The organism is uncultured Aquimonas sp., assembly GCF_937888285.1.
Taxonomy (GTDB): Bacteria; Pseudomonadota; Gammaproteobacteria; order Xanthomonadales; family Xanthomonadaceae; genus Aquimonas.
On sequence record NZ_CALART010000029.1, the window covers coordinates 120,784 to 146,287 of the forward strand.

22 protein-coding genes are annotated in these 25,504 nt (G+C 70.1%); 7 read left to right on the plus strand and 15 right to left on the minus strand.

Translation table 11 applies throughout. The features are described from left to right. Positions 1–326 precede the first annotated feature (326 nt). A complete protein-coding gene (locus tag Q0654_RS07985; protein WP_298852475.1) occupies positions 327–1,070 on the plus strand; it encodes a hypothetical protein in 744 nt (247 codons plus the stop codon). Positions 1,071–1,182: 112 nt separating this feature from the next. Here the strand turns inward: Q0654_RS07985 and Q0654_RS07990 are convergent, their stop codons facing one another. From Q0654_RS07990 to Q0654_RS08005, 4 genes are all read right to left on the minus strand, one after another. Next, positions 1,183–2,106, minus strand: a complete 924-nt coding sequence (locus Q0654_RS07990) for a nucleotidyl transferase AbiEii/AbiGii toxin family protein (protein WP_298852479.1) — start codon at positions 2,104–2,106, stop codon at positions 1,183–1,185. Continuing rightward, entirely contained in the window at positions 2,099–2,920 is an 822-nt protein-coding gene (locus Q0654_RS07995; RefSeq protein ID WP_298852482.1) for a type IV toxin-antitoxin system AbiEi family antitoxin domain-containing protein, read from the minus strand. Before Q0654_RS07995 ends, Q0654_RS07990 begins: the two co-directional genes overlap by 8 nt. A 368-nt stretch (positions 2,921–3,288) precedes the next feature. Next, the gene (locus Q0654_RS08000; RefSeq protein WP_298852485.1) at positions 3,289–4,386 is read right to left on the minus strand and encodes a PQQ-dependent sugar dehydrogenase; all 1,098 of its coding nucleotides are present in this window, start codon (positions 4,384–4,386) and stop codon (positions 3,289–3,291) included. Between the two features lie 83 nt (positions 4,387–4,469). After that, a complete protein-coding gene (locus Q0654_RS08005; RefSeq protein WP_298852488.1) occupies positions 4,470–5,135 on the minus strand; it encodes a helix-turn-helix transcriptional regulator in 666 nt (221 codons plus the stop codon). Between the two features lie 99 nt (positions 5,136–5,234). Here Q0654_RS08005 and Q0654_RS08010 point away from each other — a divergent pair, with 99 nt between their 5' ends. Both Q0654_RS08010 and Q0654_RS08015 read left to right on the plus strand, forming a co-directional pair. Further along, positions 5,235–5,786, plus strand: coding sequence for a GNAT family N-acetyltransferase (locus Q0654_RS08010; protein ID WP_298852489.1), 552 nt, complete (start codon positions 5,235–5,237; stop codon positions 5,784–5,786). A gap of 9 nt (positions 5,787–5,795) precedes the next feature. Then, positions 5,796–7,457, plus strand: coding sequence for a Na/Pi symporter (locus tag Q0654_RS08015; RefSeq protein WP_298852490.1), 1,662 nt, complete (start codon positions 5,796–5,798; stop codon positions 7,455–7,457). 3 nt (positions 7,458–7,460) lie between these two features. Here the strand turns inward: Q0654_RS08015 and Q0654_RS08020 are convergent, their stop codons facing one another. From Q0654_RS08020 to Q0654_RS08040, 5 genes are all read right to left on the minus strand, one after another. Continuing rightward, entirely contained in the window at positions 7,461–8,840 is a 1,380-nt protein-coding gene (locus Q0654_RS08020; RefSeq protein ID WP_298852491.1) for a hypothetical protein, read from the minus strand. Further along, positions 8,837–9,949, minus strand: coding sequence for a cell division protein ZapE (zapE, locus tag Q0654_RS08025; protein ID WP_298852492.1), 1,113 nt, complete (start codon positions 9,947–9,949; stop codon positions 8,837–8,839). Before zapE ends, Q0654_RS08020 begins: the two co-directional genes overlap by 4 nt. Further along, a complete protein-coding gene (locus Q0654_RS08030) occupies positions 9,946–10,626 on the minus strand; it encodes a CocE/NonD family hydrolase (protein ID WP_298852493.1) in 681 nt (226 codons plus the stop codon). Before Q0654_RS08030 ends, zapE begins: the two co-directional genes overlap by 4 nt. A gap of 63 nt (positions 10,627–10,689) precedes the next feature. Then, on the minus strand, positions 10,690–12,528 hold the full coding sequence (locus Q0654_RS08035) for an ExeM/NucH family extracellular endonuclease (protein WP_298852494.1): 1,839 nt from the start codon (positions 12,526–12,528) through the stop codon (positions 10,690–10,692). An 82-nt stretch (positions 12,529–12,610) separates the two neighbouring features. Beyond that, positions 12,611–13,126 carry a c-type cytochrome gene (locus Q0654_RS08040; RefSeq protein WP_298852496.1) on the minus strand — a complete coding sequence of 172 codons (516 nt, stop codon included), beginning with the start codon at positions 13,124–13,126 and terminating at the stop codon, positions 12,611–12,613. A gap of 185 nt (positions 13,127–13,311) precedes the next feature. On the opposite strand from Q0654_RS08040, the gene Q0654_RS08045 reads away from it, so the two are divergent. Both Q0654_RS08045 and glmU read left to right on the plus strand, forming a co-directional pair. After that, complete coding sequence (locus tag Q0654_RS08045; protein ID WP_298852498.1) at positions 13,312–14,466, plus strand: histidine kinase; 1,155 nt, start codon at positions 13,312–13,314, stop codon at positions 14,464–14,466. Between the two features lie 249 nt (positions 14,467–14,715). Then, positions 14,716–16,095 carry a bifunctional UDP-N-acetylglucosamine diphosphorylase/glucosamine-1-phosphate N-acetyltransferase GlmU gene (glmU, locus tag Q0654_RS08050; protein ID WP_298852500.1) on the plus strand — a complete coding sequence of 460 codons (1,380 nt, stop codon included), beginning with the start codon at positions 14,716–14,718 and terminating at the stop codon, positions 16,093–16,095. 342 nt (positions 16,096–16,437) lie between these two features. Here glmU and Q0654_RS08055 read toward each other — a convergent pair whose 3' ends face one another. The 5 genes from Q0654_RS08055 to Q0654_RS08075 form a co-directional block, all read right to left on the minus strand. Beyond that, positions 16,438–18,123, minus strand: a complete 1,686-nt coding sequence (locus Q0654_RS08055; protein ID WP_298852503.1) for a M28 family metallopeptidase — start codon at positions 18,121–18,123, stop codon at positions 16,438–16,440. Between the two features lie 125 nt (positions 18,124–18,248). Next, positions 18,249–18,725: a DUF3299 domain-containing protein gene (locus tag Q0654_RS08060; protein ID WP_298852505.1), complete on the minus strand. Its 477-nt coding sequence runs from the start codon at positions 18,723–18,725 to the stop codon at positions 18,249–18,251. A gap of 37 nt (positions 18,726–18,762) precedes the next feature. Continuing rightward, entirely contained in the window at positions 18,763–20,016 is a 1,254-nt protein-coding gene (locus Q0654_RS08065; RefSeq protein WP_298852507.1) for an ABC transporter permease, read from the minus strand. Beyond that, entirely contained in the window at positions 20,013–20,744 is a 732-nt protein-coding gene (locus tag Q0654_RS08070) for an ABC transporter ATP-binding protein (protein ID WP_298852509.1), read from the minus strand. The genes Q0654_RS08065 and Q0654_RS08070 overlap by 4 nt, the downstream gene beginning before the upstream one ends. Further along, positions 20,741–21,391, minus strand: coding sequence for a DUF2796 domain-containing protein (locus tag Q0654_RS08075; protein ID WP_298852510.1), 651 nt, complete (start codon positions 21,389–21,391; stop codon positions 20,741–20,743). The genes Q0654_RS08070 and Q0654_RS08075 overlap by 4 nt, the downstream gene beginning before the upstream one ends. A 175-nt stretch (positions 21,392–21,566) precedes the next feature. Here Q0654_RS08075 and Q0654_RS08080 point away from each other — a divergent pair, with 175 nt between their 5' ends. Beyond that, positions 21,567–21,938 carry a MerC family mercury resistance protein gene (locus Q0654_RS08080; protein ID WP_298852511.1) on the plus strand — a complete coding sequence of 124 codons (372 nt, stop codon included), beginning with the start codon at positions 21,567–21,569 and terminating at the stop codon, positions 21,936–21,938. Positions 21,939–22,014: 76 nt separating this feature from the next. Further along, positions 22,015–23,727: a VWA domain-containing protein gene (locus Q0654_RS08085; protein WP_298852512.1), complete on the plus strand. Its 1,713-nt coding sequence runs from the start codon at positions 22,015–22,017 to the stop codon at positions 23,725–23,727. A 78-nt stretch (positions 23,728–23,805) separates the two neighbouring features. Here the strand turns inward: Q0654_RS08085 and Q0654_RS08090 are convergent, their stop codons facing one another. Continuing rightward, on the minus strand, positions 23,806–25,350 hold the full coding sequence (locus Q0654_RS08090) for an FAD-binding domain-containing protein (protein WP_298852513.1): 1,545 nt from the start codon (positions 25,348–25,350) through the stop codon (positions 23,806–23,808). Positions 25,351–25,504: the final 154 nt, after the last annotated feature.

Consider the following 25,504-nt stretch of genomic DNA (forward strand, 5'->3'; position numbering starts at 1 on the left):
GTTTGGGTTGGAGCGAGGCCGCCGAGCGGCGCCGCGGGGAAGGTGCGCGGGCGCCCACGGATACGGTTCGCTACTCTGTCTCAGGGGCCGCTTTATCCAGCGCGCAGTCATGCGGAAGCGGTGCGCTTCAGGCGCGCCGGACGCAGCGCAGGCATGCCCTGAATCGGTCCTCCGAGAGGGCGCGCAGCCACCCAATTCAGGTCCCATTTAGGCCGAAAAAAGTTGGGGATTTCGTGGGGGTAGCAAGCGAATCCGACCCGCCGCAAGCCAGTCAAATCAACCGCGTGAGGTGGAGATTCGAGTCGGATCGGGGAACCGCGATCCTAGTGGCCTCGTCGATCTGCGACGCCTGCCATTACTACCGTCTGTTCCAGAACACCAACTTCGGCAAGTACGTGGGCCTCGACACGACCAACGAGCCGAACCACAACGCGATCTCTCAAGAGCTCAAGGATAGCGACGAGCGCTACAAGTTCGACACCTACACCAAGCACGTTCTGGCGCAAGGCCAGACGACCACGCAGTACGAGACGGAGATGAAGCGGCGCTTCATGGATGAGCCTGCCAATCTCAAGCTGCTGATCGTGGTGAGCAAGCTGCTGACCGGCTTCGACGCGCCGAGTTGCACCTACATCTACCTCGACAACGAGTTGCGGGACCACAACCTGTTCCAGGCCATCTGCCGCACCAATCGCCTGGACGGCGAGGACAAGGACTACGGCCACATCGTCGATTACAAGGAGCTGTTCGGGAAGGTGCAGGACGCGATCGCCGTGTACACCGCGGACGAGCTCGACATCGAGGCCTGCGGCGAGGGGTCGAACGTCGAGATCAAGGATTGGCTGAAAGAGGGAAGGGCCAAGCTGGACGCCGCCCGTGAGGCGATTGGTTACCTCTGCGACCAAGTGCTTCCGCCTCGGAGCATCGAGCAGTTCATCCACTACTTCTGTGGCTCTGCCGCGGACCCCTCGGCGCTGGAGACGACCGAGCCGCTGCGCATCGAGTTCTACAAGGCGGTGGCGGCCTCGGAGGTGTTCCGGTCCGGCAGTCGGCACCCTCGAACGTACTGACGTTCTGAGGTGAACCGGTTTCACGCAGCAGCTCTGGCTCTCTGCTGCGACCCGGATCACGTGACCCTGGGGTGTGGGTGATCGACCCGACTCCGGATGTTGCTTCGTTGCTTTATGTTGCGAACCGTGTCAGTGCCGTGACGAGATTCCGATAGTCCGACTCGCGCTTCTCGGGTGTTCGCCTTGCAAGGTTCTGGAGCTTGCGTCGCACACCCGGCATTTCCACGGCATGAGGCAGTCCAATCAGATCGAACACTGGAGCCTCTTGCTCGACCGAGAGCAAGAACTCGCGCGCGGTGTCATCCATCAGCTCTCGAACTCGAGCCAGGAGACGGTGCCGAACCTCAAGCAACCACTCCACTGTCACCGGCTCGCGCGTCATGCCATGGAACTGGCTGTCGAATACTGCGGCGAAGTCTCTCGGCTCGCTGGGGGCGAGCATATCCGCCGCTGGCTTCGGGCTGGCGGTTAGGTAGACCAGAAAGGTTCGCCACAGGGCCGCGTCGATGCCCGTGTTGTCGAGAAGCATGCCGATGTCGAACAAATCACGCGGGTGTTGGCGCGACAACGCCGCCGCCAGCTTGCCTGCATAGAGATCGGCAAAGCTCAGCACCTGGATTTGCGCTGAGCCGAACTGGCGCTCGACGGCTGGCCGCAAATCCATGCGGCGGACGGGATGCACGGTGCCGCGCATCACTGGTGTCGTCTCGATCTGCACCTGCGAGCGCCCGCGGCTGGCGATGAGTCGGCTCATCGTTCTTGCGCCTTCCGCAGCAGACGTACGAACCTGTAATCGCAAGGGCGGTGCCGAGAGCCGCTTGGCAATCTGGGACAGCGCCTCTTCGATCTGTGCCGCGTCCGTGTCGAAATCCTGCATCGGCAGCCAAGTGAGGTCGATGTCGACTGAAAGACGTGGGAGGTCGTGTTCGAACAAATTGATCGCGGTCCCGCCCTTCAGAGCGAACTGCGGCTCGGAATCCAGATAGGGAAGGATCGAGACCAGTAGGGCGACTCGCTCGGCATAACGCTTATCCAAGTTGCTCTCCCAGATCCGCCGGAAGCGTGATCAGATACTTGGGATGAAGCCGTCCTCCACGAACGAGGACACGCTTACCGCTTCCAAGATCCAGGCCTGCAAGCGCGATGCGCTGAAGCCACGCATGTTGGTGTCGCTCGGCAAGCGCCAGGAACAATCGCTTGGCTTTGACGCTGCGGCATCTCTGCAACATCCGGCTCACGAGGTCCGGACGCAGCCCTGCAAGCCCCTGTATGACTGCATCGGCTTCATAGACGAGCGACGCTGTCGGCTTGTCATCACATAGCTCGAAAATGGCTCGCTCTGGGGCGGCCATGACGACGTCGCCAACCATGTTCGAGTCCGTCTGACGCTCCAGGCCCTCGTCATAAAGACGCTCGCCTTCGGTTGCGTCCTCGAAGCTTAGATCGGTCGGATCGAAGGGGCCCCGCCCGTTGTGCAAAAGCGGCTCTGTCAGCTGGAGCTGCTTTGCCCATCCAGGTAGGCGATCGGCTCCGTAGACGTCGACCCTGGTGGTGCCTCCCAGGCGCAGATAGTGCTCATGCCCTTGCCATGCCAAAGCGAAGCGTCCGCCGACATGGATCCGCATGCGTTCGCTTTGCTGGAGCGTGCGCAGCACGCCATCCCAGCTAGGCTTGCTGCGAGGGAGTGCGTAAACGCCTCGGGCCGGGGACTGCAGCCAGCCGCTCTGAACGTACCGCGCGACGAGACTGCTCGAGTAGCCGTTGGCGCGCAGCCAGCGGGCAGACACCAGACTGGCCTCGTTGAGTCCTTGGAGCAGAAGGTTTAGTTTGGATCGTTTTTGCTCACCCATAGTGGGCAAAGTATCTTCAAGATAAACCGAACACAAGGCCGGGCGCCAACGGATCCGGTTCGCTACCCTGTCTCTGGGGCCGCCTTATGCGGCGCGCAGTCATGAGAAAGCGGCTCGCTTCAGGCGCGCCGGATGCAGCGCAGGCGTGCTCTGAATCGACCGTCCGAGGGGGCGCGTAGCCACCCAATTCAGGTCCCATTTAGGCCGAAAAAAGTTGGGGATTTCGTGGGGGTAGCAAGCGAATCCGACCCGCCGCAAGCCATTTAAATCAACAGCCTGAGGTGGAGATTCGAGTCCACCCATAGCCACCACACTCAAGCCCGCGATTTCGCGGGCTTTTTTGTGCGCGAATGCTGGCGGTGGGGGGCTTACTCCGCGGGCGACAGCCGCAGCAGGCGCGCCTTGGCGCCGTCGGTGAGCAGCAGCACGCGGCCCTGGTCGTCCACGCGCACGTCGCGCAGGCGTTCGCCGAGTTCTCGCAGCAGCACCTGTTCTTCCAGCACGCGGCCGTCCGTGTCCAGCCGCAGCCGATGCAGCGCGCGACCGGCGAGGGCGGTGACCAGCAGGTCGTTCTGCCACTGCGCGAATGCGGCGCCGCGGTAGACCGCCAGCGCGGACGGGGCGATCGAAGGCGTCCAGCCGTGCACCGGTTCCTGCATTCCCGGGTAGCGGGTGAAGGGGCTGATCTGGGCGCCGCTGTAGTCGAGGCCGGCAGTGGCGACCGGCCAGCCGTAGTTTTCGCCGCGCTCGATCCGGTTCAGCTCGTCGCCCCCACGCGGGCCGTGCTCATGCGACCACAGGATCGAACGCGCCGCATCGACCGCGATGCCCTGCACGTTGCGGTGGCCGAGGCTGTAGATCTCCGGCAGGGCGCCATCGCGACCGACGAAGGGGTTGTCCGCCGGCACGCTGCCGTCGGGGTTCACCCGCACGATCTTGCCGAGGTGGCTGGCGGGATCCTGCGCGGCCTCGCGCAGGCTGAAGCCATCGCCAAGCGTCAGCACGAGGCTGCGGTCGGCGAGCTGGGCCATGCGTCCGCCGAAGTGGGCGTCGGTCGGCTTGTCGGGGCGGGCGACGAAGATCTCGCGCAGATCCTGCAGGCCTGCCTCGCCGAGCGTGGCGCGCGCCAGGCGGGTGCCGTTGGCGTGGCGGCTGCCGGCGGCATAGCTCAGATAGAGCGTTCGGTTGTTCGCGAACTCGCGGTCCGGCAGCACCTCCAGCAGTCCCCCCTGGCCGGCAAAGCGGACCTCGGGGACGCCCGCCAGCGGCGCCGAAAGTCCTTCCGACGTCCACAGCCGCAGACGCCCGGGGCGCTCGCTGATCAGCAGCCGGCCGTCCGGCAGCGCGGCGACCGACGAGGGGAATTCCAGCCCCTCGGCCAGTGTTTCGATCCGGTACTCAGTAGCAGCCGAGGCCAGCGGGGCTGCCGCCAGAAGGAGACACAGCAGGCGGGGGGCAGGGCACATGCGCGGGCTCATCAATCGAAGGACCTATCAGCATAGCCATGCCCGACATCAGCGGCGTGCAGGCCGCCGGTTCCTGCATCGCTTCAGTCAGGGCGCAGCTGCGAGGGCCGCGTCGCCAGGCCCCGGCGCCACAGCACCGCGAACTCCAGCAGTTCGCGGGAGTCGCGCAGCGCCAGCTTGTCCTTGATCTGGGCGCGGTAGTGCTCGACGGTCTTGACCGATAGACCGAGCACCGCGGCGATCTCGCGCGGTGCTTCGCCGGCGCCGAGGCGGCTGAACACCTCCTGCTCGCGCGCGCTCAAGCCGAGCGCGGCAGGTCGGCCGCCGAGGCGCAGGGCGCAGGCGTCGCTTGCGCAGTGATGGGCGGAGGCGAGTGGACAGTCGAGGGCGCAGTCGAGGGCGCGTCTGAGCCCTGCCTCGTCCGCGCCTTCCCACAGCTGGGCGCAGGCGGACACGGTCGTGGGCGGTCGACCGACCACGTCGTGGCGGGCGGGCCCCACCAGCAGCAGGCGTGGCAGCTGTTCCGGCGGCAGGCCAGCGCGCGCCAGCAGCTCCGGTTCGGCCAGCAGAAGCTGTGGACGCAGCTGCGGCAGTCGCTCGCGCAAGGCCGCAGGGTCGCTTACCGCCTCCAGCACAACATCAGGGTAGCGTTCGAGCAGCCAGTCCAGCAGGCCGCGGCGCAGCAGCGGCCGCGCCACCGCGAGCAGCACGCGCTGGGCCGCCAAGGGCTTGCCTTCACCAGGGCTCATCACGAATTCTCCACGACGCCAGCGCGCGAGTCTGGCCGGCGCCGCGCTGGGCCGCTGCGAGTTGGATCAAATCCGGGCTTGGACCAAGGTGGGGGGCGAATGACGAGGACGGAGCCGCATCTGCGGCAGGCGGATGTCGGCGACGCCGCCGCGCTGCTCGACATCTACCGGCCCTATGTGCAGGCCCCGGCGCACTGCTTCGAGCTGGTCGTACCCACCGAAGAGGACTTTGCGCAGCGCATCGCCCAGGCACGCACGCGTTGGGACTGGTGGCTGGCCGAAGCCGCGGGCGAGGTGCTGGGCTATGCGTACGCGGGCGCGCACCGCGCGCGGGCGGCCTACCGCTACAGCTGCGAGGTGTCGGTCTATCTCGCGCCGGCGGCGCAGGGCCGCGGCATCGGCAGCGCCCTGTACGGCCGCCTGCTGCCCAGCCTCGCCGAGCTCGGCTACTTCAACGCGCTGGCGGTGATCGTGCAGCCCAATCCTCGCAGCCTGGCCTTCCATGCGCGCCAGGGCTTCCGGCCGGTTGGCGTGTTCGAGCGGGCCGGCTACAAGCAGGGCCGCTGGTGGGACGTGGCCTGGCTGCAGAAGTGCCTGCGCGAGGGCGAGCCGCTCGCCGAGCCGGGCATACTCGACCCGCCCCGCCCCTGAAGAACGCCCATGGATCTGCTGCCCCTGCTCGCCGGCCTCGGCCTGTTCATGCTCGGCATGAAGCAGCTGGAGGAGGCCATCGCCGCGCTGGCCGGCGTGACCTTCCGCCGTTTCGTGCGCGACCACGCCAGCACGCCGATGCGTGGCGTCGCGGTGGGCACCGCCGCCACCGCGGTGCTGCAGAGCAGTTCGCTGGTCTCGCTGCTGGTGCTGGCCTTCGTCGGCGCCGGCATCCTGCCGCTGGCAGGTGCGATCGGGGTGATCCTCGGCGCCAACCTCGGCACCACGGCCACCGGCTGGCTGGTCGCCACCCTCGGCTTCAAGCTGAATCTCTCGACCCTGGCGCTCGCCCTCGTCGGCGCGGGCGGGATCGGCTCGGTGCTGCTGCCGCGCGGCGGCCGCCTGCGCGAGTCGTCCGCCCTGGTGGTGGGGCTGGGCCTGCTGCTGCTCGGCCTCGACATGATGAAGCAGGGCGTCGAAACCTTCGCTGCACAGTTCGATGTCAGCCCCTTCGCCCACCTGCCGCTGTGGGCGATGGCCCTGCTCGGCATCGGCGTGACCGCGGTGATCCAGTCCAGCTCGGCGGCGATGATGATCGCGCTCTCGGCCCTGCACGGCGGCGTGCTCGGTCTTGAGGCCGCGGCGGCGTTCGCGGCCGGCACCGGCGTCGGCACCACCGTCACCGCGATGATCGGCGCCGTTGGCGGCAGCCCGGACAAGAAGCGCGTGGCGGCCGCCCATGTCGCCTTCAACCTGTTCAAGGCGGGCCTCGCCCTGCTGTTGCTCAAGCCGCTGCTGGCGCTGCTGGCCCTGCTGCCGGCGCTGCAGGATCCGCTGCTGCGGCTCGCGGCTTTCCACACCAGCTACAACGTGATCGGCATCGTGCTGGTGTGGCCGCTCATCCGTGGCGTGGCAGCGTTTCTGCAGCGCCGTTTCCGCGGCGCCCACCAGCTGGTCAACCGCTACCTGCACGGCACCGGTGCCGAAGTGCCCGAGGCCGCGGTCGAAGCGGTGGAAAAGGAGGCGCGCCGCGGCCTGTACATGGCGATCGGCCTCAACCGCTATGCCCTGCGCCTGCATCCGCCGGAGCGCAGTCCCTGGCTGGATGTGGAGGCGCGCGACCCCGCCGACGGCAGGCGCAGCTACGGCGATCGCTATGAGCGCCTGAAGCGGCTGGAGGGTGAGCTGGCCGAGTACGTGTTCGAGCTCGAAACCCACGAACTCGACGGCGATCTGCTGCGGCGGCTGAATGCGCAGCTGCAGGCCCTGCGCGACGCGGTGATTTCGGCGAAATCGATCAAGGACATTCGCGCCAACCTGGTCGACCTGCGCATGGCCCTGCGCGAGCCCACCGACCGCTGGCTGCAGCGCTTCGAGCAGCAGGCCGAACAGTTCTACCAGCGGCTCGATGGCCTGCAGCCCTCGCATTCGGCCAGCAGCACGATCGAGCTGATCTCGCGCCTGCGCAACGAGATCCGGGAAACCCGCGATCAGGTGCTGGCCGAGCTGTACCGCAGCGCCGGCCGGCACCAGCTCGACGAGCTTGAGTTCTCGACCCTGTTGAACGTCAACCGCGAGCTGCATTCCTCGGCCAAGGCCCTGCTGCGCGCACTCAATGCGCACCTGCTGGAGCCGGCAAGCCTGGGCGCGGTCGAGGCGGCTTCGGGCTGAGGCTCAGCGCGAAGCGGTGTCCGCAGCGCGCGGCGCGCCATAGGCCAGCAGCAGCGGCGCCAGCAGCGCGGCGAGCATGGGCCAGTTGAGGTAGCGGAACTCGGCGCTGCCTGAAACGAAGGCCAGGGGCAGCGCATAGGCCAGGGCGGATGCAGCGACCGCCCCGGCCAGCGCCGCGTGCGGGCGATCGCGCAGGAAGCCGGGCACGGCCGCCAGCCCCGCACCCAGCGCGAGCAACAGGTACAGCCAGCCCTGGAACAGCGGGCCGTCGGTCTGCGCGCGGCCGAAGCCCAGCAGGACCTCGCGCACCACTTTCGGCGTCTGCTCGATCGGCGGGTTGTCGCCCAGCGGCACGAAGCCCGGCATCAGCACCTGGTGGTCGGGCAGGGCGGCGGGGTCCAAGCCGAACAGCAGTTCGGCGAGGCGCAGCCGGTGCGCGAAGTAGGGGCCGGGGTGGTCGAGCGGCAGGCGCAGCCAGGCGCGCCGCAGCTCGGCGATCTGCTCGGCGCTGTACTCGCGGGCCAGCGTCGGCACCAGCTTGCCGCTCATCAGCACCGTGGTGTTCGACCAGTCGGTGAAGTGCGGACGCAGATCCTCGACGGTGGCGCCGGGAACGACGAAGTCCGCGGGGAAGACCATGCGCCCCTCGGCCAGCGACACCGCCGCCATGTCCCACAGCGCCACCACCGACCACACCGCCTGGGTGCGCTTCACGCCCTCGGCATGGTTGGGCAGCTGGGCCAGGGCCTGCAGGCCCAGCGCCAGCACCAGCGCGGGCGGCAGCGCGGCGACGGCGCGCAGTACGGGGCGATCGCGCAGCGCCTGCAGTCGCGGCAGCTCGCCGAAACTGCGCCAGACGATCCACAGCAGCAGCGGTGCGGCACCGGTGATGGCGTTGTGCCGGCAGGCGCAGGCGATCCACAGCATCAGCAGCGCCAGCAGGCGATAGCGCCAGCCCGGATGGCGCAGCTCCAGGCGCAGCATCCACACCGCCAGCGCGAAGGCGCCGAGCATCGGCACGTCTTTCCAGATGTGCGCCGAGACCAGCAGCAGCGGCGGCCACAGGCCGAGCACCGCGACCGCCGCCGCACGCAGGCCGTAGTGGGCGTTGAGGCCGGCGGCGATACCGCCGAGCGCGGTCCACACCATGACCTGCTGCAGCAGCAGCTGCGAGGCCGGCCCGCTCCACCAGGGTTCGATCCAGGCCCAGAGCAGGGTCTGCAGCGGCGGATGCAGGGCGTCGAACGCGCCCGTGCGCGCCTGCTGCCACTGGTAGGCGGAATCCCAGCTCAGCCAGCCCGGCGCGAAGGTCCAGAAGGCGAAGGCGCAGCCGGCCAGCGCCAGCAGCCAGGGCAGCCAGTCTTCGCGCACGGCGCGGCTCACGGCCGGTGCTCGCGGCCGAGGTAGTCCTCGCTCTGCATCTCGATGAGGCGGCTGCTGGTGCGTTCGTACTCGTGGCGCAGGCGCTCGCCGATGTAGATCTCGGGGATCGGCACGGCGGCAGCCACCACCAGATTGACCGCGCGGTCGTAGAACTCGTCGACCAGATGCACGAAGCGGCGCGCGGCGTTGTCGCGATTCACGTCCATCTGCGGCAGGCCGGACAGCAGCACGGTGTGGAAGTCGCGCGCCAGCTCGATGTAGTCGGCCACCGCGCGCGGGCCCTCGCAGAGCGGTTCGAAGTCGAACCAGATCACGCCCTCGGCCTGGCGGCGGCAGGGAATCGTCCGCCCGTTGATCTCGCAGTGTGCGCCGCCGGGCTCGGCCTCGACCGTCAGGCGCTCGAACAATGCGTGCAGCTCGGCCTCGGCGCTGTCGTCGTCGGGCACCAGCCAGGTACGGCCCTGGCGCAGCTTGCGCAGGCGGTAGTCGGTGGCGCTGGCGATCTCGTGGACCACGCAGTGCGCGTTCAGCAGGGCGATCGCCGGCAGGAAGCGCTCGCGCTGCAGGCCGTCGCGGTAGAGATTGTCCGGCACCGTGTTCGAGGTGGTGACCAGGCACACGCCGCGCGCGACCAGATGCTGCAGCAGGCGGCCAAGGATCATCGCGTCGCCGATGTCGACCACGAAGAACTCGTCGAGGCAGAGCAGGCGGATCTCGTCGGCCAGGTCCTCGGCGACTTCGGCCAGCGGATCCTCGCGGCCCGGCAGGGCGCGCAGGCGCTCGTGCACCTCGGTCATGAAGCGGTGGAAATGCACGCGGCGCTTGGCCGCGATCGGCAGCTGCTCGTAAAACAGATCGACCACGAAGGTCTTGCCGCGCCCGACCCCACCCCAGAGATACAGCCCGCGCGGCGCCGGCGGCCGGCGCCCGCGCAGGCGGTCGAGCAGCCCGGCCTTCGGCGGATCGAGCAGGGCGGTGTGGATGCGCTCCAGCTCGCGCAGGGCGGCCAGCTGGGCGGCGTCCTTGAGCCATCGACCGGCGGCGGCACCCTCAAGATAGGCGCCGATCGGCCCGCGGGAGGCGCCTGCGGAGCGCGCCGCCGCGCTCACGGATTCAGCAGCGGCGGCAGGTTGGCGCGCACGCCGTTCTTGATCGCGCCTCTGAGGTCCATCAGGCGACGGTGGAAGAAGTGCCCGGTCTCGGGCATGCGCACCAGGGTGGGCTTCTCCGGCAGGCCGTCGACCCAGTCGTAGACCGCCTGAGGCTCGACCACGTCGTCCTCCTCGCCCTGCACCACCAGCCAGGGGCAGGTCGGCGGCAGCACGGCGGAGAAATCCCAGCGGCCGGCCGGCGGCGCGATCGAGATCATCTGCTTCACCGGCAGGTGGCGTGCGCCCAGCAGGGCGACATAGCTGCCGAAGGAGAAGCCGCACAGCCAGAGGGCGTCCTTGGGACGGACCTTCTGCACCCACTCGGCGACGGCCAGCAGGTCGAGCGTTTCGCCGCGGCCGTCGTCGTATTCGCCCTCGGAGGCACCGACGCCGCGGAAATTGAAGCGCAGCGTGCGCAGGCCGAGCTCGCGCAGGCTGCGCTCGGCCATGGTCACCACCTTGTTGTGCATGGTGCCGCTGTGCAGCGGGTGCGGATGGCAGAGGATGGCCGTGCCGGCGCGCGCGAGTTCGGGCTCGGGCACGTCGGCGACGACCTCCAGCGCGCCGGCGGGGCCGGGCAGCAGGATCTCGGCGGTGCCGTCCGGGAACTGGGCGGGGGCGGAAGCTGCGCTCATCGTCGGGTCACGGCTCGGAGTGTGGGCACGGCGGGGGCGGGGCTCAGCGTCCGGATTCTACGCTCAGGGGCCTGCGGGCCGCGGCTGGCGCAGCACCAGGATCAGCGGGTCGTGATCCGAGCTGGCCCAGGGTTCGGCGCTGTACCAGTCGGGATTGCGCGCGAAACTGCGGTACTTGAAGGCCTCGGACTCGTCGGCATTGATCGGCCAGATCGCTGCGTCGCGCACATCGCTGGCGAGCGCCGCGCTGGCCAGCGCGTGATCAAGGCTGCCGGCGTAGCCGCGGAAGTTGTAGCTGGACTGGCCGGACCGCCCGCCCAGTTCCAGTGCATCGCGATAGCCGGCATTGCGCAGCAGGCGGACCGGGTCCTCCTGGCTGTAGGCATTGAGGTCGCCGACGATCAGGCGGCGTCCGCCATCGGCACCGCCGCTGGGGTCGCTGTCCAGCCACTGCAGCAGTTCGCGCGCGGCGTCGACCCGCGCGGCGTTCCAGCAGCCCTGGCCATCGCCCTGGTCGCGATTGCCGGCTTCGGCGCCCTCGCAGCCGCCCTTGGACTTCCAGTGGTTCACCACCACCGAGAACGCCGCGCCGCCGGCGCGCGGCTTGAAGGTCTGCAGCAGGGGCACGCGGCTGCCGCGTTCGAAGGCGCCACTGGCCAGACTGGCGGGCTCGCCAACGGGCTCGACCGCGCGCTCGCGGTAGATCAGGGCGACCCGGATCTGGTCGCCGCCCAGCGGCTCGGACGTACGCACGAAGCGGTAGTCGCCGGCGTCCGCCGCGCCTTCGGCCTCGCTCAGCGCGGCGTTCAGCGCCGCCACCAGCTCGGCCAGCGCGCTGCGCTCGTCGTAACCGTCGTTCTCGACTTCGACCAGCCCGATCACGTCGGCGCGGATGCCCAGCAGCACCTGCACCAGCTTGGCGCGCTGGCGCTCCAGGTCGGCGGCGCTGGCGGCACCGCGCGGGGTCGGGAAGCCACCGCCGCGGCCGTTGCCGTTGAAGAAGTTCTCCACGTTGTAGCTGGCCACGCGCAGGCCGGCACGCAGCTCGGGCGGCTGCGGACGTTCGGCCTGGCTGGCGACCACCAGGTCACGGCGCAGCTGCAGCGCCCAGCGGTTGCCGCGCTGTTCCAGCAGGCCTTCGGCGCCGGCCAGAGTGCTGCCGGCGCGCAGCGGCGCCGCATTCGACAGCGGCTCGGGCAGGAACCACAGGCGCTCCGGATACTCGCTGCGGCGGCCATCGTCGAGGATCAGGCTGCGACGGTCCTGCTCCTGGGCGAAGGCGCGGCCCTCGGCGCCCGGCGGGAACAGGTCGCTGGGCTGGCGCAGGCGCTCGCCGAAGCTGACCGTGAGCTCGCCGAAGCGCAGCAGGCCGTCGTTGCCGCTGACCGTCAGCGCCGTCTCGATGCGCAGCCACATGCCCTCGTAGCGCTCGTAGTCCTGCGCGCGCGCCGGCGCCTCGCGCAGCACCACCGCGGCGGCGGCGGCGCGGCCGAGCACTTCGATGCGCGCGTCGGTGAGCGTGGTCATGGTGGCGCCCTCGGGGCCCAGCTCGCTGACCACGGCATTGACCCGCACGCGGTCACCGCGCCGCACGCGCGGCTCGGATTCGCGCGGCCACTGCACGAAGATGCCGTCCGAGCTGGCCGGATCGCCATCGTCCTCGCCGACCGCGTCCTGCATGAAGAAACCGGCGAGGCCGCCGCTGAAGCTGCCGGTCACCACGCCCTGGATGCGCAGGCGCTGGCCCTCGAAGGGGCTGCGCTCGCCGCTGCCCTGCAGCTCGCCGATGCGGCGCGGGGCGGATGGCACCTGGGTGGTGTCCTGGCGGGAGCAGGCTGGCAGCAGCAGCGACAGCGGCAGGGCCAGCAGCAGGGCATGGCGGGCAAGGGCGGACAAGGACATCGGATTCAGGCTCCTGCAGAGACGACGACGCCGCCTCGGGGGCGGCGTCGCAGGCTGGGTGTCCGCACGCGGCGGCAGCGGATTACTTGAGGTTGTCCAGCATCCAGACGACCGAGGCCTCGACCTGCTCGTCGGTCAGCGAGGGGTTGCCGCCGCGGGCAGGCATGATGCCGGCGCTGCCCTGGTAGCCTTCGATCGCGTGCCTGACCAGGGTTTCGACGCCCTGCGGCAGGCGCTCCGCCCAGGCGGCCTGTTCCATCTTCGGCGCGCCGGCCGCGCCCGAGGTGTGGCAGGCGCCGCACAGCTGGTTGTAGATGTACTCGCCGTCCAGGCTGCCGCCGTAGGCGACCATCGAGGCCGCGGCCTTGGCGGCGGCATCGGCCGCCGCGGCCATCGCGGCGGCGCCGGTTTCGCCGGCATAGACCGCGCCGATCGGGCGCAGGCGCTCGTTGGTGCGCTGCTCGGCCAGGGTGTTGGGTTCCTTGGGGGCGCTGTTGTAGAGCGCGCGGGCGCCGAGGATCAGCACGATCGTCAGCAGCGCGAGCGCTGCGATGATGGCCGAGAAGCGCTTCAGGAAGACTTGATCGTGATTGACCACGGGATCACCTGCGGAAGAGGTCGGTAGACGGCGTCGCTGCCCGAAGCTCCAGGCGGCGCGGAAACCGCAGGAGTATAGCGGCGGGCCCGCAGGCGGGAAAGCGTACAGGCGGCGCGCTCACGGATCGTGGATGACGTGATCCGGCCCAGCCGGTAGGCTGCGGGGCCCGCCTTCTCCGTCCGGCCATGCACGCCTCCAGTACCCCACGCCAGCCCAGCAGCGAGCCCGAGCGCAGTCGCGTTCGCCGGCAGCGCCTGGCCTGGGGCCTGCTGCTGCTGAGCACCGCACTGGGCCTGCTGACCTTCACCGACCGCTATCTGAGCCGGGTCGCCGGCGGGCGCTCGGCCGATCTGCTGCGGGTGCTGTTCGAGGAAATGTCCGGCGCCTGGGCGGCGGCGCTGCTGGTGCCGCTGATGGTGATGCTGGCGCGGCGCTTTCCCGTCCGCGGTCGCGACTGGCTGAAGCACATCGGCCTGCATGTCGGCTTCGCCTTCGCGGTGGGCGCCGCGCATACCGCGCTGGCGGCCCTGCTGCGCACCCTGCTGGTCGCCCTGCCGGGCTTCTCCGAGCAGAGCTACCTGCCCGACCTGCAGCGGGTGCTGCTGGCGCTGCCGAACCAGCTGATCGTGTACGCGCTGGTGATCGCCATCACCCACCAGATCGATCGCTACCGCGCCGCCCGCAACCGCGAACTCGACGCCGAGCGCCTGCGCGCCAGCCTGACCGAGGCCCAGCTTGAAGCCCTGCGCCGGCAGCTGGAGCCGCACTTCCTGTTCACCACGCTCAACGCGGTCAGCGAACTGATCTACACGCGCCCCTCGGCCGCCGAGGAAATGATCCGCCGGCTGTCGGCGCTGATGAAGCACGCCTTCGCCCCGGCCCGTGAGCACGAGGCCCCGCTCGCCGAAGAGCTGCGCGTGCTCGACCTCTACCTCGACATCATGCGGCTGCGCTTTGCCGAGCGCCTGTTCGTGCAGATCGACGTACCCGAGCCGCTGCGCGCCATGCGCATCCCGCGCCTGCTGCTGCAGCCACTGCTCGACTGCGCCCTGCGCCGCAGCGACGAACCGGAACAGACCCTGGTGGCAGTCAAGCTCATCGCCCGCGAGGTGGACGGCAAGCTGCGCCTGAAGGTGGTCGACCAGGCCGCCTGCAGCGCCGAGCCCGAATCCGACGTCGGCCTGGCCAATGCCGCCGAGCGCATCCGCCGCCTGTATGGCGAGGGCTATGGCCTGCGCCGCCGCAGCGAGCCCGAGGGCAGCTCGATCGAAGTCGACCTGCCCCTGCTGCCCGGCACCACGAGCAACACCGGCAGGCAGCGCAGCATCGGACTCGTCTAGGGCAACACGGATCAAGTCCCTCCTGGCCTTGATCAGTGGTCGCGAGCCCGGCACATGTCGGGACGCGCTTGCGCTGCATCACGCATCGCGTGCTCGATCCACGGGCGCGCCCTCCATGGCGTGCGACAACGCTGAATTCCTCGGCCTCGCCCTAGGGCGCGGGCCCCGCCGGTCGGCCGCCGCACGGGCTTGGCACCTGCGGTGCGCAACCGCGATCATGCGTGAACCCGATCACGCTGCCGGATGCCCATGACCGCCACGCCCCCTGCCCTGCACGTCCTCATCCTCGCCGCTGGCGAAGGCAAGCGCATGCGTTCGCGCCGGCCCAAGGTGCTGATGCCGGTGGCCGGGCGACCGATGCTGACGCATGTGATCGAGGCCGCGCGCAGTCTTGACCCCGCCGGCATCCACATCGTCTATGGCCATGCTGGCGAGCAGGTGCGGGCGGCCTTCGCCGACCAGGCCGACCTGTCCTGGGTCGAGCAGAGTGAACGCCGCGGTACCGGCCACGCCGTGCAGCAGGCCCTGCCGGTGCTGCCGGAACAGGGCCGCGTGCTGGTGCTGTACGGCGACGTGCCGCTGATCCGCAGCGAGACCCTGCGCGCCCTGCTGGCCGCGCCCGGCACACTGGCCGTGCTCGGTGCCCGGCTCGACGACCCGAGCGGCTATGGCCGCCTGATCCTCGACGCCGAAGGTCGCGTCGAGGCCATCGTCGAGCACAAGGACGCCAGCGAAGCCCAGCGCGCGGTGCGCTGGATCAACACCGGCCTGATCGCCTGCGACGCCGCGCGCCTGCGCGCCTGGCTTGCGGAGATCCGCGCCGACAACGCCCAGGGCGAGTACTACCTCACCGACATCTTCGCGCTGGCCGCCCGCGACGGCGAACGCGCCGCCTGCGTCGAGGTGGCCGACGCCAGCGAGAGCTTCGGCGCCAACGATCCGCTGCAGCTCAGCGCGCTCGAAGCCCTGTACCGCCGTCGCGAAGCGCGCGCGCTGATGCAGGCTGGCGTGCGCCTCGCCGACCCCGCGCGCATCGACGTGCGCGGTCGCGTCGCCGCCGGCATGGACATCGAGATCGACATCGACGTGGTGCTTGAAGGCGCGGTCGAACTCGGTGACGAAGTGCAGATCGGTCCGTTCTGCCGCATTCGCAACTCGAAGCTCGCGGCCGGCACTGTCATCCACGGCCACTGCGAGCTCGACGGTGTCATCAGCGAAGGCCCCTGCACCATCGGCCCCTTCGCCCGCCTGCGCCCCGGCACCCGGCTCGCCGCCGGCGTGCACATCGGCAACTTCGTCGAGACCAAGAACACCACCCTCGGCGAGGGCAGCAAGGCCAATCACCTGAGCTACCTCGGCGACGCCGTGATCGGTGCGAAGGTGAACATCGGCGCCGGCACCATCACCTGCAACTACGACGGCGCCAACAAGCACCGCACCACCATCGAGGACGGCGCCTTCATCGGCAGCAATTCCGCACTGGTCGCGCCCGTCACCGTCGGCGCCGGCGCCACCCTCGGCGCCGGCAGCACCCTCACCCGCAACGCCCCCGCCGGCCAGCTCACGGTGGCGCGGGCGCGCCAGCAGTCTTTCGCGGACTGGAAGCGGCCTTCCAAGAGCCGGGATTAGGGATTGGGCTGAGAGCCGGGATTCGGGAATGGGGATTCGGGATTCGTAGAGCGCGCTCGCGCTGATCTTCCCGGCGGCGCTCTCGCCTGAGACCAAGGACGTCAGCCTTGGGCTCTCCGCTGTGTCGGCTGGTTCTTGCGCACGAGCGGTGAGCGCAGGCTCCGCTCTCAGCCCCTCTCCCCTCGTGGGAGAGGGGTTGGGGAGAGGGGGGCGGAACCCGGCGCAGCCTTCACCCCTTTCCCCCAGCCCCTCTAGCGCAAGGGGAGAGCGGAGACCGCATCGGATAGCCCCGCGTCGGGAAGTCGCGGCCAGCGCGCTCTACCAATCCCGAATCCCGAATCCCTAATCCCCGCCCTTCGCAAACCGCTGCCCAAAGAAATTGCCCTCGTTCCAGCGCGGGCGCTGGTCGGCGTCGGCGACGCGCTGGGCGACCAACTGGTTCAAGCGGGCGAGGCGTGCGGCGCTGGGGTAGTGGATGGGCTGGTTGGCGTCGTCGTTGGGCTGGTGGTAGCGATCGCGCAGGAACGCGTCGAGCTGTTCGAGGCCGTTGACCGCGGGATCGCGGGCGACGATGCCACCGTCCATGTAGACCGCCGGGATGCCCTGGCGGATGAAGGCGTACTGGTCGCTGCGCACGAACACCACTTCCTCGGGGTTCGGGTCCGGCGAGAGTTCGATGCCGAGCTCCGACGCCGCCTGCTTGACGATCGGCGCCAGCGAGCTGTTCTCGACGCCGATCGGAATCACGTCGCGCAGGTCGGTCAGCATCACCGGCATGTCCATGTTGACGTTGGCGATCAGCCCGCCCTTCGGCACCGTCGGCCAGCGCGCGAAGTATTCGGCGCCCAGCAGGCCCTTCTCCTCGGCGGTGAGCGCGATGAACAGCTGCGAGCGCTTCGGCCGCGGCGCGGCCATGGCCTGGCGCGCGGCCTCCATCAGGATGGCGCTGCCCAGCGCGTTGTCGAAGGCGCCGTTGTAGATGTTGTCGCCGTCGACCGGCGCGCCGATGCCGACATGGTCGAGGTGCGCGGTCAGCACCACGTGCTCGTCGGCGAGCTGCGGGTCGCTGCCCGGCAGGCGGCCGACCACGTTGACGCTGTCGACGTTCTGCTGGCGCGTCTGGCCGGCCATGCGCACGCGCCAGGGCAGCTCGAAGCCGACCAGTTCGCCGCGCTCCTGCCGCGCGAACACTTCGTCCGCCGCCATCGGCGCGCCGGCGAACAGGCGCTTGGCGACATGCGCGCCCATCGCCGCGGTGGCGGTCAGCTCGGGGAAGCTGTCGACCGCCTTGCCGTCCGGGCCACGCAGGCGCATCGCCGGCACCAGCCAGTTGCGGGCGCCGCGCGCCCAGGGCGATTTCGATTCACGCTCGGGGTCGCCGAGCGTGATCACGCCGATCGCACCGCGCTCGACGAAGCCGGCGTTCTTGACGATGCCCGAGCTGTAGTAGGCGCGCTCGTCATTGGGGAAACGTGCCGGCGCGCCGCCCAGCACCACCACCACCTTGCCGCGCAGGTCGAGGCCGCGGAAGTCGTCGTGCTCGAACTCAGGAGCCGCCACACCCTGGCCGACGAAGACCAGCGGCGCCTCCAGCGAATGGGTGTTGGCGTTGAAGTTCACGCCGGGCAGGAAGTCGGCCTGGAACTCGAAGCGCTCGCTGCGGCCGGCGTTGTCGCCGACGCCCTCCAGCACCAGCTCGGCCGCACCCGGCACGCGCTGGGCCTCGATCAGCGGCACGCGCTGGAAATAGCTGCCCTCGTCGTCGCCGGGCTCCAGGCCGAGACGACGGTACTCGGCGGCGACGTAGTGGGCGGCGATGTCATAGCCGCGAGTGCCGGCGGCGCGGCCCTCCAGCAGGTCGTCGGCGAGGAAGCGCAGGTCGGCCTCGATCCGACGCGCGGCGCCGGCCTCATCCACGGCGGCCGCGACCTGGCCCTGATGTTCGGGTGCGGCACGGTCGGGCTGACAGGCCGCAAGCGCCAGCAGGAGTGCGGCGCCAAGGGCGGAACGGGCGAGGGAACGCGGCATGCGTGGACTCCGGACGAGGTCGGTGGCAACAGCCGCCACTTTGGCGGCCAGCGCCGGCGCCGTAAGGGCCGAAGGTCACTGCGCGCAGGGCGCTCCGCGGTTCCGCAGGGCGGGCCTCCGGGCGCTTACTCCCAGGGCTCGACCTTCTCGACGTCGATGACGTAGTGCGACTGCGCCACGCTGTTGCGCGTGGGCTTCACTTCGAGCTTGCCGTAGACCCAGTAGGCGGCCCAGATCTCGGTCATCTCGATCGGCTCCTTGGGCGCGGCGAACACGATCTGGTTCGGCGGCGGCGGCGGCACGTGGATGCAGGCGCCGAAGTAGGGCACCACGAAGAACTCGCTGATCCTGTTGTCCTCGGTGATCGTCACCGGAACGATGTAGCCCGGCAGGCGGCCCTCGGCGCCGTTCAGCGCCAGCACCGGTGTCGAATCGCTGTAGTCGGGCGCGACCGGTTCGCCGTCGTGGTCGACCACGGCCTGGTCCTGCAGCAGCTTGAGCTCGTCCTCGGGGATCAGCTCAAGCCAGTCGAAGGTGCGCACCTCGGCGAGGGCGGGCAGGGCAAACAGGGCGAGCGCAAGGCTCAGCAGCAGACGTTTCATCGTGGGGTTCCGGGGAGTGGGAGAGGGCCGCAGCGGCCTACTGTCGGACCATCATGCCGTCGGCCAGCGAGCGCCGATAGGCCAGGAAGGCAGGGATCAGGCCGACCGCAACACCGGCGCCCAGCACCAGGCCGAGCAGCTTGAACTCGGCCAGGCTCGGCCAGCCCAGTTCGACGGCGATGCCCGAGGCGCGCTCGATGGTCGGCGCCAGTAGCGCGAGGCCGCCGTGCAGCAGGGCCAGGCCCAGCAGCAGCCCGACCGCGGTCAACAGCAGAGCCTCCAGCAGCAGCAGGGCCGAGACGGTGCCGGGGCCGGCGCCCAGCGCGCGCAGGATCGCCATCTCGCGGCGGCGCTCGCTGAGGGTGCCGAGCAGGGCGGCCAGCATGCCGAGCAGGCCGGCGGCGACCACGCAGGCGGCGGTCAGCATCAGCGCCTTCTCGACCACGCCGAGCATGCCCCAGAGCTGCTGCAGGGCGACGCCCGGCAGCACGGCGGTCAGCGGCTCGGCGCGGAACTCGTTGACCGCGCGCTGCACCGCAAACGTGGCCATGCGCGATTCGAGGCCGACGAAAAAGGCGGTGATCGCCCGCGGCTGCAGGCGCTCGGGCGGGATCTCGTCGGGCGCGCGGCCGATCCGCGTGCCGGCGCGCCAGTTGATGTGGATGGCCTCGATCGCTTCCAGGCTGACGTGCACGCTGTGGTCGATCGGCGTGCCGGTGCGGGCGAGCACGCCGACCACGGTGAAGGGCCGGTCGTCGTGCTGGTTGGGGTTGAGCGTGCCGGTGCCGTGGGCCAGCACGATCGAATCGCCCAGCGCATAGCCCAGACGCTCGGCCACCTCGGCGCCGAGCACGGCCTCGAACAGGCCGTCGAAAGCCTCGCCCTGCTCGAAGCGCAGCTCGCGGTTGCCGCCGGTGCGGACGTGCTCGAAGAAACCCGCGGTGGTGCCGACCACCCGGTAGCCCTTGTGCGAATCGCCGAGGCTGATCGGCACCGTCCAGGCCACGTCCTCGCGCTCGGCGATCTCGCGGTAGCTGGCCCAGCTGACATTGTTGGTGGCGTCGCCCAGGTGGAACACCGAGTACAGCAACAGCTGCACCGGGTGCGCGCGCGCGCCGACGATGAGATCGGTGCCGGCGACGGTGCGCAGGAAGCTGTTGCGCGCCTCGCTGCGCAGGCGCTCCACGCCGAGCAGCAGCAGCACGCTGAGCGCGATTGTCGCCACCGTCACCAGCGCGGTGAAGCGGCGGTTGGCGAGGCTGGCCCAGGCCAGTCGCAGCAGCGCGCTCATGCGGCGGCCTCCATGGCGGCGCCTTCGGCCTGCAGCTCGGGCAGGGACAGGCTGCGGTCGAACAGCGGCATCAGCCCGCGGTCATGGCTGACGAACAGCAGGGCGCTGCTGGCCTGCGCGCATTCGCGCAGCAGCAGGGCGATGAACTCCTCGCGCAGGTCGGAATCGAGCGCCGAGGTGGGTTCATCGGCGAGGATCAGCTCGGGCGCGCCGAGCAGGGCGCGGGCCGCGGCCACGCGCTGCTGCTGGCCGACGCTGAGCTGGGCGGCGGGGCGCTGCACCAGCGCATCGCGCAGGCCGAGCTCCGAAAGAAGGCGCATGGCCTGCGCGCGCGCGCTGCCGTCCCGCGTTGCAGCGCGCGCGCCGCGGCGCTTCGAGAAGCGTGCCGCCAGCAGCACGTTGTCGAGCGCGGACAGAAACGGCAGCAGGTTGAACTGCTGGAAGATCACGCCGATGTGGTCGGCGCGCAGGCGATCGCGCCTGCGCTGCGACAGGCGCTCGGCGGCATGGCCGGCCACCTTCAGCGTGCCGGCCTGGGGTGCGAGCGTGCCGGCGATCAGGCCGAGCAGGGTGCTCTTGCCGCTGCCGCTCGGCCCGGCTAGGAACAGGCGCTCGCCGGCCGCAAGAACGAAGCGTTCAATCGCCACGGTCGGCACGGGGCTGCCCGGCCAGGCGAAGCGCAGGCCGTCGAGTTCCAGCGCCGCTGCCGGCGCGTTCGTGTGGCTCATGGCTGGAGTCGGATCACGCTCTGGCCCGGCGCCAGTCGACCGCCGTCCTGGGCCGTGTCGGTGACCAGCTGGTAGTCGATGCGCTCGAGCTTGGGGAAGTGCTGGAACAGTCGAACCTCGATCGCGCCCAGCGCCTCGGGTCGGCTGCATTCGAAGCGATGGTAGCTGCGCCAGTTGCCGTGCCCGCCGTGCCCATCGTCATGGGCTTCGTGCGCGTGTTCATGGTTGTGATCGTGCGCATGATCGTAATCGTGATCGCCATCGGCGCTACCCGCCGCGGCCTCCGGCAGGGAAGCGTCGATGCGCGCCGACTGTGCCGTGCAGCCGGCCGCGGCTTCCCAGGCATACAGCGCGCTGGCGTTGTTCAGCAGCAGCTGCGCCTGCTCGACGCGGGCCACTTCCTCGGGGCCCTCGGGCGCGCGCTCGAAGCCGAGGAAGCCGTAGGCCGCACCCTCGATCTGCAGCTCCAGCGTCTTGCCGGACAGCGCGATGTCGAGGCGTGCCGCGCCGTGCTCGTGCGCGCCCTGTTCGCGTGAGGCCTCATGGTCATGACTGTCGCCATGGGCATGGCCGCTCTTGCCGTGCGCGAGGCAGAGGCCCGGCCCGAGCAGGGCACCGATCAGCAGGGTGGAAAGTGGACGAAGCATGGGTGTCTCCTGTCGATGAAGTCTTGGTCATGGCGGCTTGCGCCTTCGGCAGCACGCGCCGAGTATCTCGCGACCGGTGCGCAATAGTGCGTTATGTTATAGCTATAACTCTCCTCGTGGCGATCCCATGTCCTCGCTCCCTGCGTCTCGCCTCCGCCGCCGTTGGATCGATCGATTGGGCCTCGGCCTCGCCGTGCTGTGCGCCCTGCACTGCCTCGCCACCGCGATCGTACTGATCAGCTTTCCCGCGCTGTGGCTGAAGCTGCGCTACCAGGCGCCGCAGTACCTGTGGCTGTTCGAGGCCGAACGCTGGATCGCTGGCGCCAGCCTGGCCGTGGCTGCGCTGGCCCTGCTGCTGGCGCTGCGCAAGCTGCGCGCGCCGGCGGCACGCAGTCTGCTGCTGATCGGTGCAGGCAGCGTGAGCGCGGGTCTGTGGTGGCCGCCGCTGGCGCACAGCCTGTGGAGCGTGCCGGCGGTCAGCGGCGGCGCGCTGCTGATCGCGCTCGGACATTACCTGCAGCTGCGCGGCTGGCGACGCTGCGGCTGATTCCTGCGGGCCCTGTCCGAAAGCGGGCGGCGGTTCCGTATCCTCGGCCAATCCCCACCATCGCCGAGACTCCGCCATGCTGCGCACCGCCCTGCTTGCTGCCGCTCTCAGCCTGTCCTTCACCGCTGCCGCCGAAGAACGGGTGGTGCTGGTGCTGGACGCTTCCGGATCGATGTGGGGGCAGATCGAGGGCCGCAGCAAGATCGAGATCGCCCGCGAGACGGTCGCGGGCCTGGTCGGCGAATGGAAGCCAGCGAACAGCCTGGGCCTGGTCGCCTACGGGCATCGCCGCAAGGGCGACTGCGCCGACATCGAGACCCTGATCGAATCCGGCCCGCTCGACTCGGTCGCCTTCCTGCGCCAGGTCAACGCGTTGAACCCCAAGGGCATGACGCCGCTGTCGGCCGCAGTGATGCAGGCGGCCGAGTCGCTGCGCCATGTCGAGCAGAAGGCCACGGTGATCCTGGTGTCCGACGGCGAGGAAACCTGCAATCTCGACCCCTGCCAGGTCGGCCGCGAGCTGGAGGCTGCCGGCGTCGACTTCACCGCGCATGTGATCGGCTTCGACGTCGCCAACCCGCAGCACCAGGCACAGCTGCGCTGTCTGGCCGAGAACACGGGCGGTCGCTACTTCAACGCCCGTAATGCCGATGAACTGTCCGGCGCGCTGGGCGCGGTGGTCGCGGTCAGCACCGAGCCCGCGCCGCCGCCTGCGACGGCCACGCTGGAGGCGCCCGAGAGCGCCTCGGCGGTGTCCAGCGTGGCGGTGCGCTTCACCGGCCCGGCCGACCGCGGCGACTTCATCGGCCTGTACCGCGCGGCTGCGGGCGCCGGTGAGAACGAACTGACCTACGCCTGGGTCGCCAGCGCCGAGAACGGCGAGGTCACCGTGCCCACACCGGCCGCTGCTGGCGCCTACGAGCTGCGCTACGTCAGCGCGCTGCGCAATGCTTCGGTGCTGGCGCAGCGGCCGCTGGCGGTCACCGAAGTGGAAGGCTCCATCGAAGGCCCGGCCGAGGCCAGCACCGGCACGCGCATCACCGTCCGCGCCAGTGGGCCGGCGGCTGCCCGCCACTGGATCGGCTTCGCGCCGGCCGGCAGCGACGCCGGGGCCTTCCTCGACTACCAGCGCCCGACCGGACCGCAGAGCGAGGTCGAGCTGAAGGTGCCGGCCGAGCCCGGCGACTACGAATTGCGCTATGTGCTGAACGAATCCGAGCGCGTGCTGGTGAGCCGACCGATCAAGGTCGTGGCCGCCAGCGTCTACGTGCGTGGCCCCGCCGAGGTCGCGGCTGGCGCGGTGATCGAGGTCGAGGCCGCTGGCCCGATCGACAACGGCCACTGGATCGGCTTCGCGCCGGCCGGCAGCGACGCCGGCAGCTATCGCGACTACACCCGCCCGGTCGACGGCCAGACCCGCTACAGCCTGCGCGCGCCCGGCGAGCCCGGCGACTACGAACTGCGCTATGTGCTGAACGAATCGGCCGCGATCGCGGCCAGCCAGCCGATCCGCGTGCTGGCCGCGCAGGTGCGCCTGGAGGCTCCCGCGGAGTCGGCGGCGGGCATGCTGGTGCCGGTCACGGTCGAAGGCCCCGCGGGCGGCGGCGCCTGGGTGGGCTTCGCCCCGGTGGGCGCGGACGATGGCGCCTGGGAAGGCGAGTACTCTGGCTTCGAGACCAGCCCCATGAGCGTCCAGCTGAAGGCCCCTGACGCTGCCGGCAGCTACGAGATCAAGCTGGTCAGCGGCGACGGCAAGGTGCTGGCGAGGCGGGCGATCACCCTGCGCTGAGTCAGGCGCAAGCCGTGCGCGTCGGGTACACCGACGCGCTGAGCCCCACCGGCTTCAACGAATCTTGACTCCCGGCGCTTAAAACAACTCCCCCTGCGGCGACGCCGGCAGCAGCCGCACCGCCACGCGACGTCGCTGGCTGCCGTGGCGCTCCAGCACTTCGCGGTTCAAGCGCGACAGCTCCGGCTGCTGCTGGCGCCAGGCGCTCAAGCGCGCCCTCGCCTCGCGCGCCGCCTGCACGTGCTCGACGATCGGCGCGGGGTAGTCGCGGCCGATCACTGCGCCGTACTTCGCCTGCTGCACAGCACCCATCTTCCACGGCTCGTGGACCCAGGCGGCCGGCACGTTCGCCAGTTCCGGCACCCAGCGGCGGATGAAGTCGCCCTGCGGGTCCTGGTCCTGCGACTGCTTCACCGGGCTGTACATGCGCGGGATGTTGATGCCGGTGACGCCGGCCTGCATCTGCACCTGGCTGTAGTGGATGCCGGGCTCGTAGTCGGTGAAGCAGCGCGCCAGATGCAGGGCCGGCTGCCGCCAGTGCAGCCACAGCTGCCAGGAGGCGATCGCCACCAGCATCGCGCGCATGCGGAAGTTGAGCCAGCCGGTCTGCACCAGCGCGCGCATACAGGCATCGACAAAGGGCCAGCCGGTCTCGCCGCGCGCCCAGGCTTCGAAGCGCATCGCGTCGAAATCGTTCTCGCGCAGGCCGTCGTAGCCGCGATTCACGTTGTAGAACTCGATGGCCGGCTCGGATTCGAGCTTCTGGATGAAGTGGCAGTGCCAGTGCAGGCGCGACTCGAAGCTGGACAGCGCCCGCGGCCACTGCCCGCGCAGTTCCTTCGGCTGCTGCTGCAGCTCGGCACGTCGAAGCCGCGCTGCATGCACCGCCTCACGCATCGACAGCGTGCCGAGTGCCAGGTGCGGCGACAGCCGCGAGCAGGCGCGGCCGGCGGTGAGCGGGCTCGACATCTGCCGGGTGTAGTGCTCGCCGCGCTCATGCAGGAAGCCCTGCAGGCAGCGCAGCGCGGCGGCGCGGCCGCCGGGCTGCACGGTTTCATCCTGTGCGGAGGCTGCCAGCCCACGCGGCCAGTCGGGAATCGCGCCCGGCGCCAGTGCAGCATGCGCGGGCAGCGGCCGCAGGGCGCGCGGCGCATCGATCAGCGGCGCATCCATCAGCGCCTCCCACTGGCTGGCCCAGCGCGCGCGCCGCTTCAAGCCGCGCACCACGCCGAACTGCCGCCACTCGCGGAACACCACGTCGCGCCGCCGGCACCAGGCGGCCACTGCGCGATCGCGGGCGAAGGTCCAGGCGTTGCCGGTTTCCTCGTGTGCGTACAGCGCATCGAAGGACAGGGCGCAGTGCAGGGCGTCGAGCACCGCGCAGACCTCGCCCTCGCGCACCACAAGCGACTGGCCGAGCGCGGCCAGCGCCCCGCGCAGCTCGCACAGCGCAGGGCGCAGCACCCGCCACTGCCGCGCGGCCACGTCATCGAGTTGCCAATACCCGGGCTCGACCACGTACAGCGGCAGCACCGCACCGCGTTCGGCGGCAACGGCCAGCGGCGCATGGTCCTGCACGCGCAGGTCGCGCTTGAACCAGACCAGGGTGGTGGGCGTGCTCATGGGCGCGCAGTGTTGCGGGGTGCGCTTGCGCAGGGCGTGAAGCAAGAGCAGCGCGAAGCTGGGATCTGGCTTGCGCCAGAGTGTCGCCCCGGCAATGCTCGATCCCGAATCCCGAATCCCGAATCCCGAATCCCGAATCCCGAATCCCGAATCC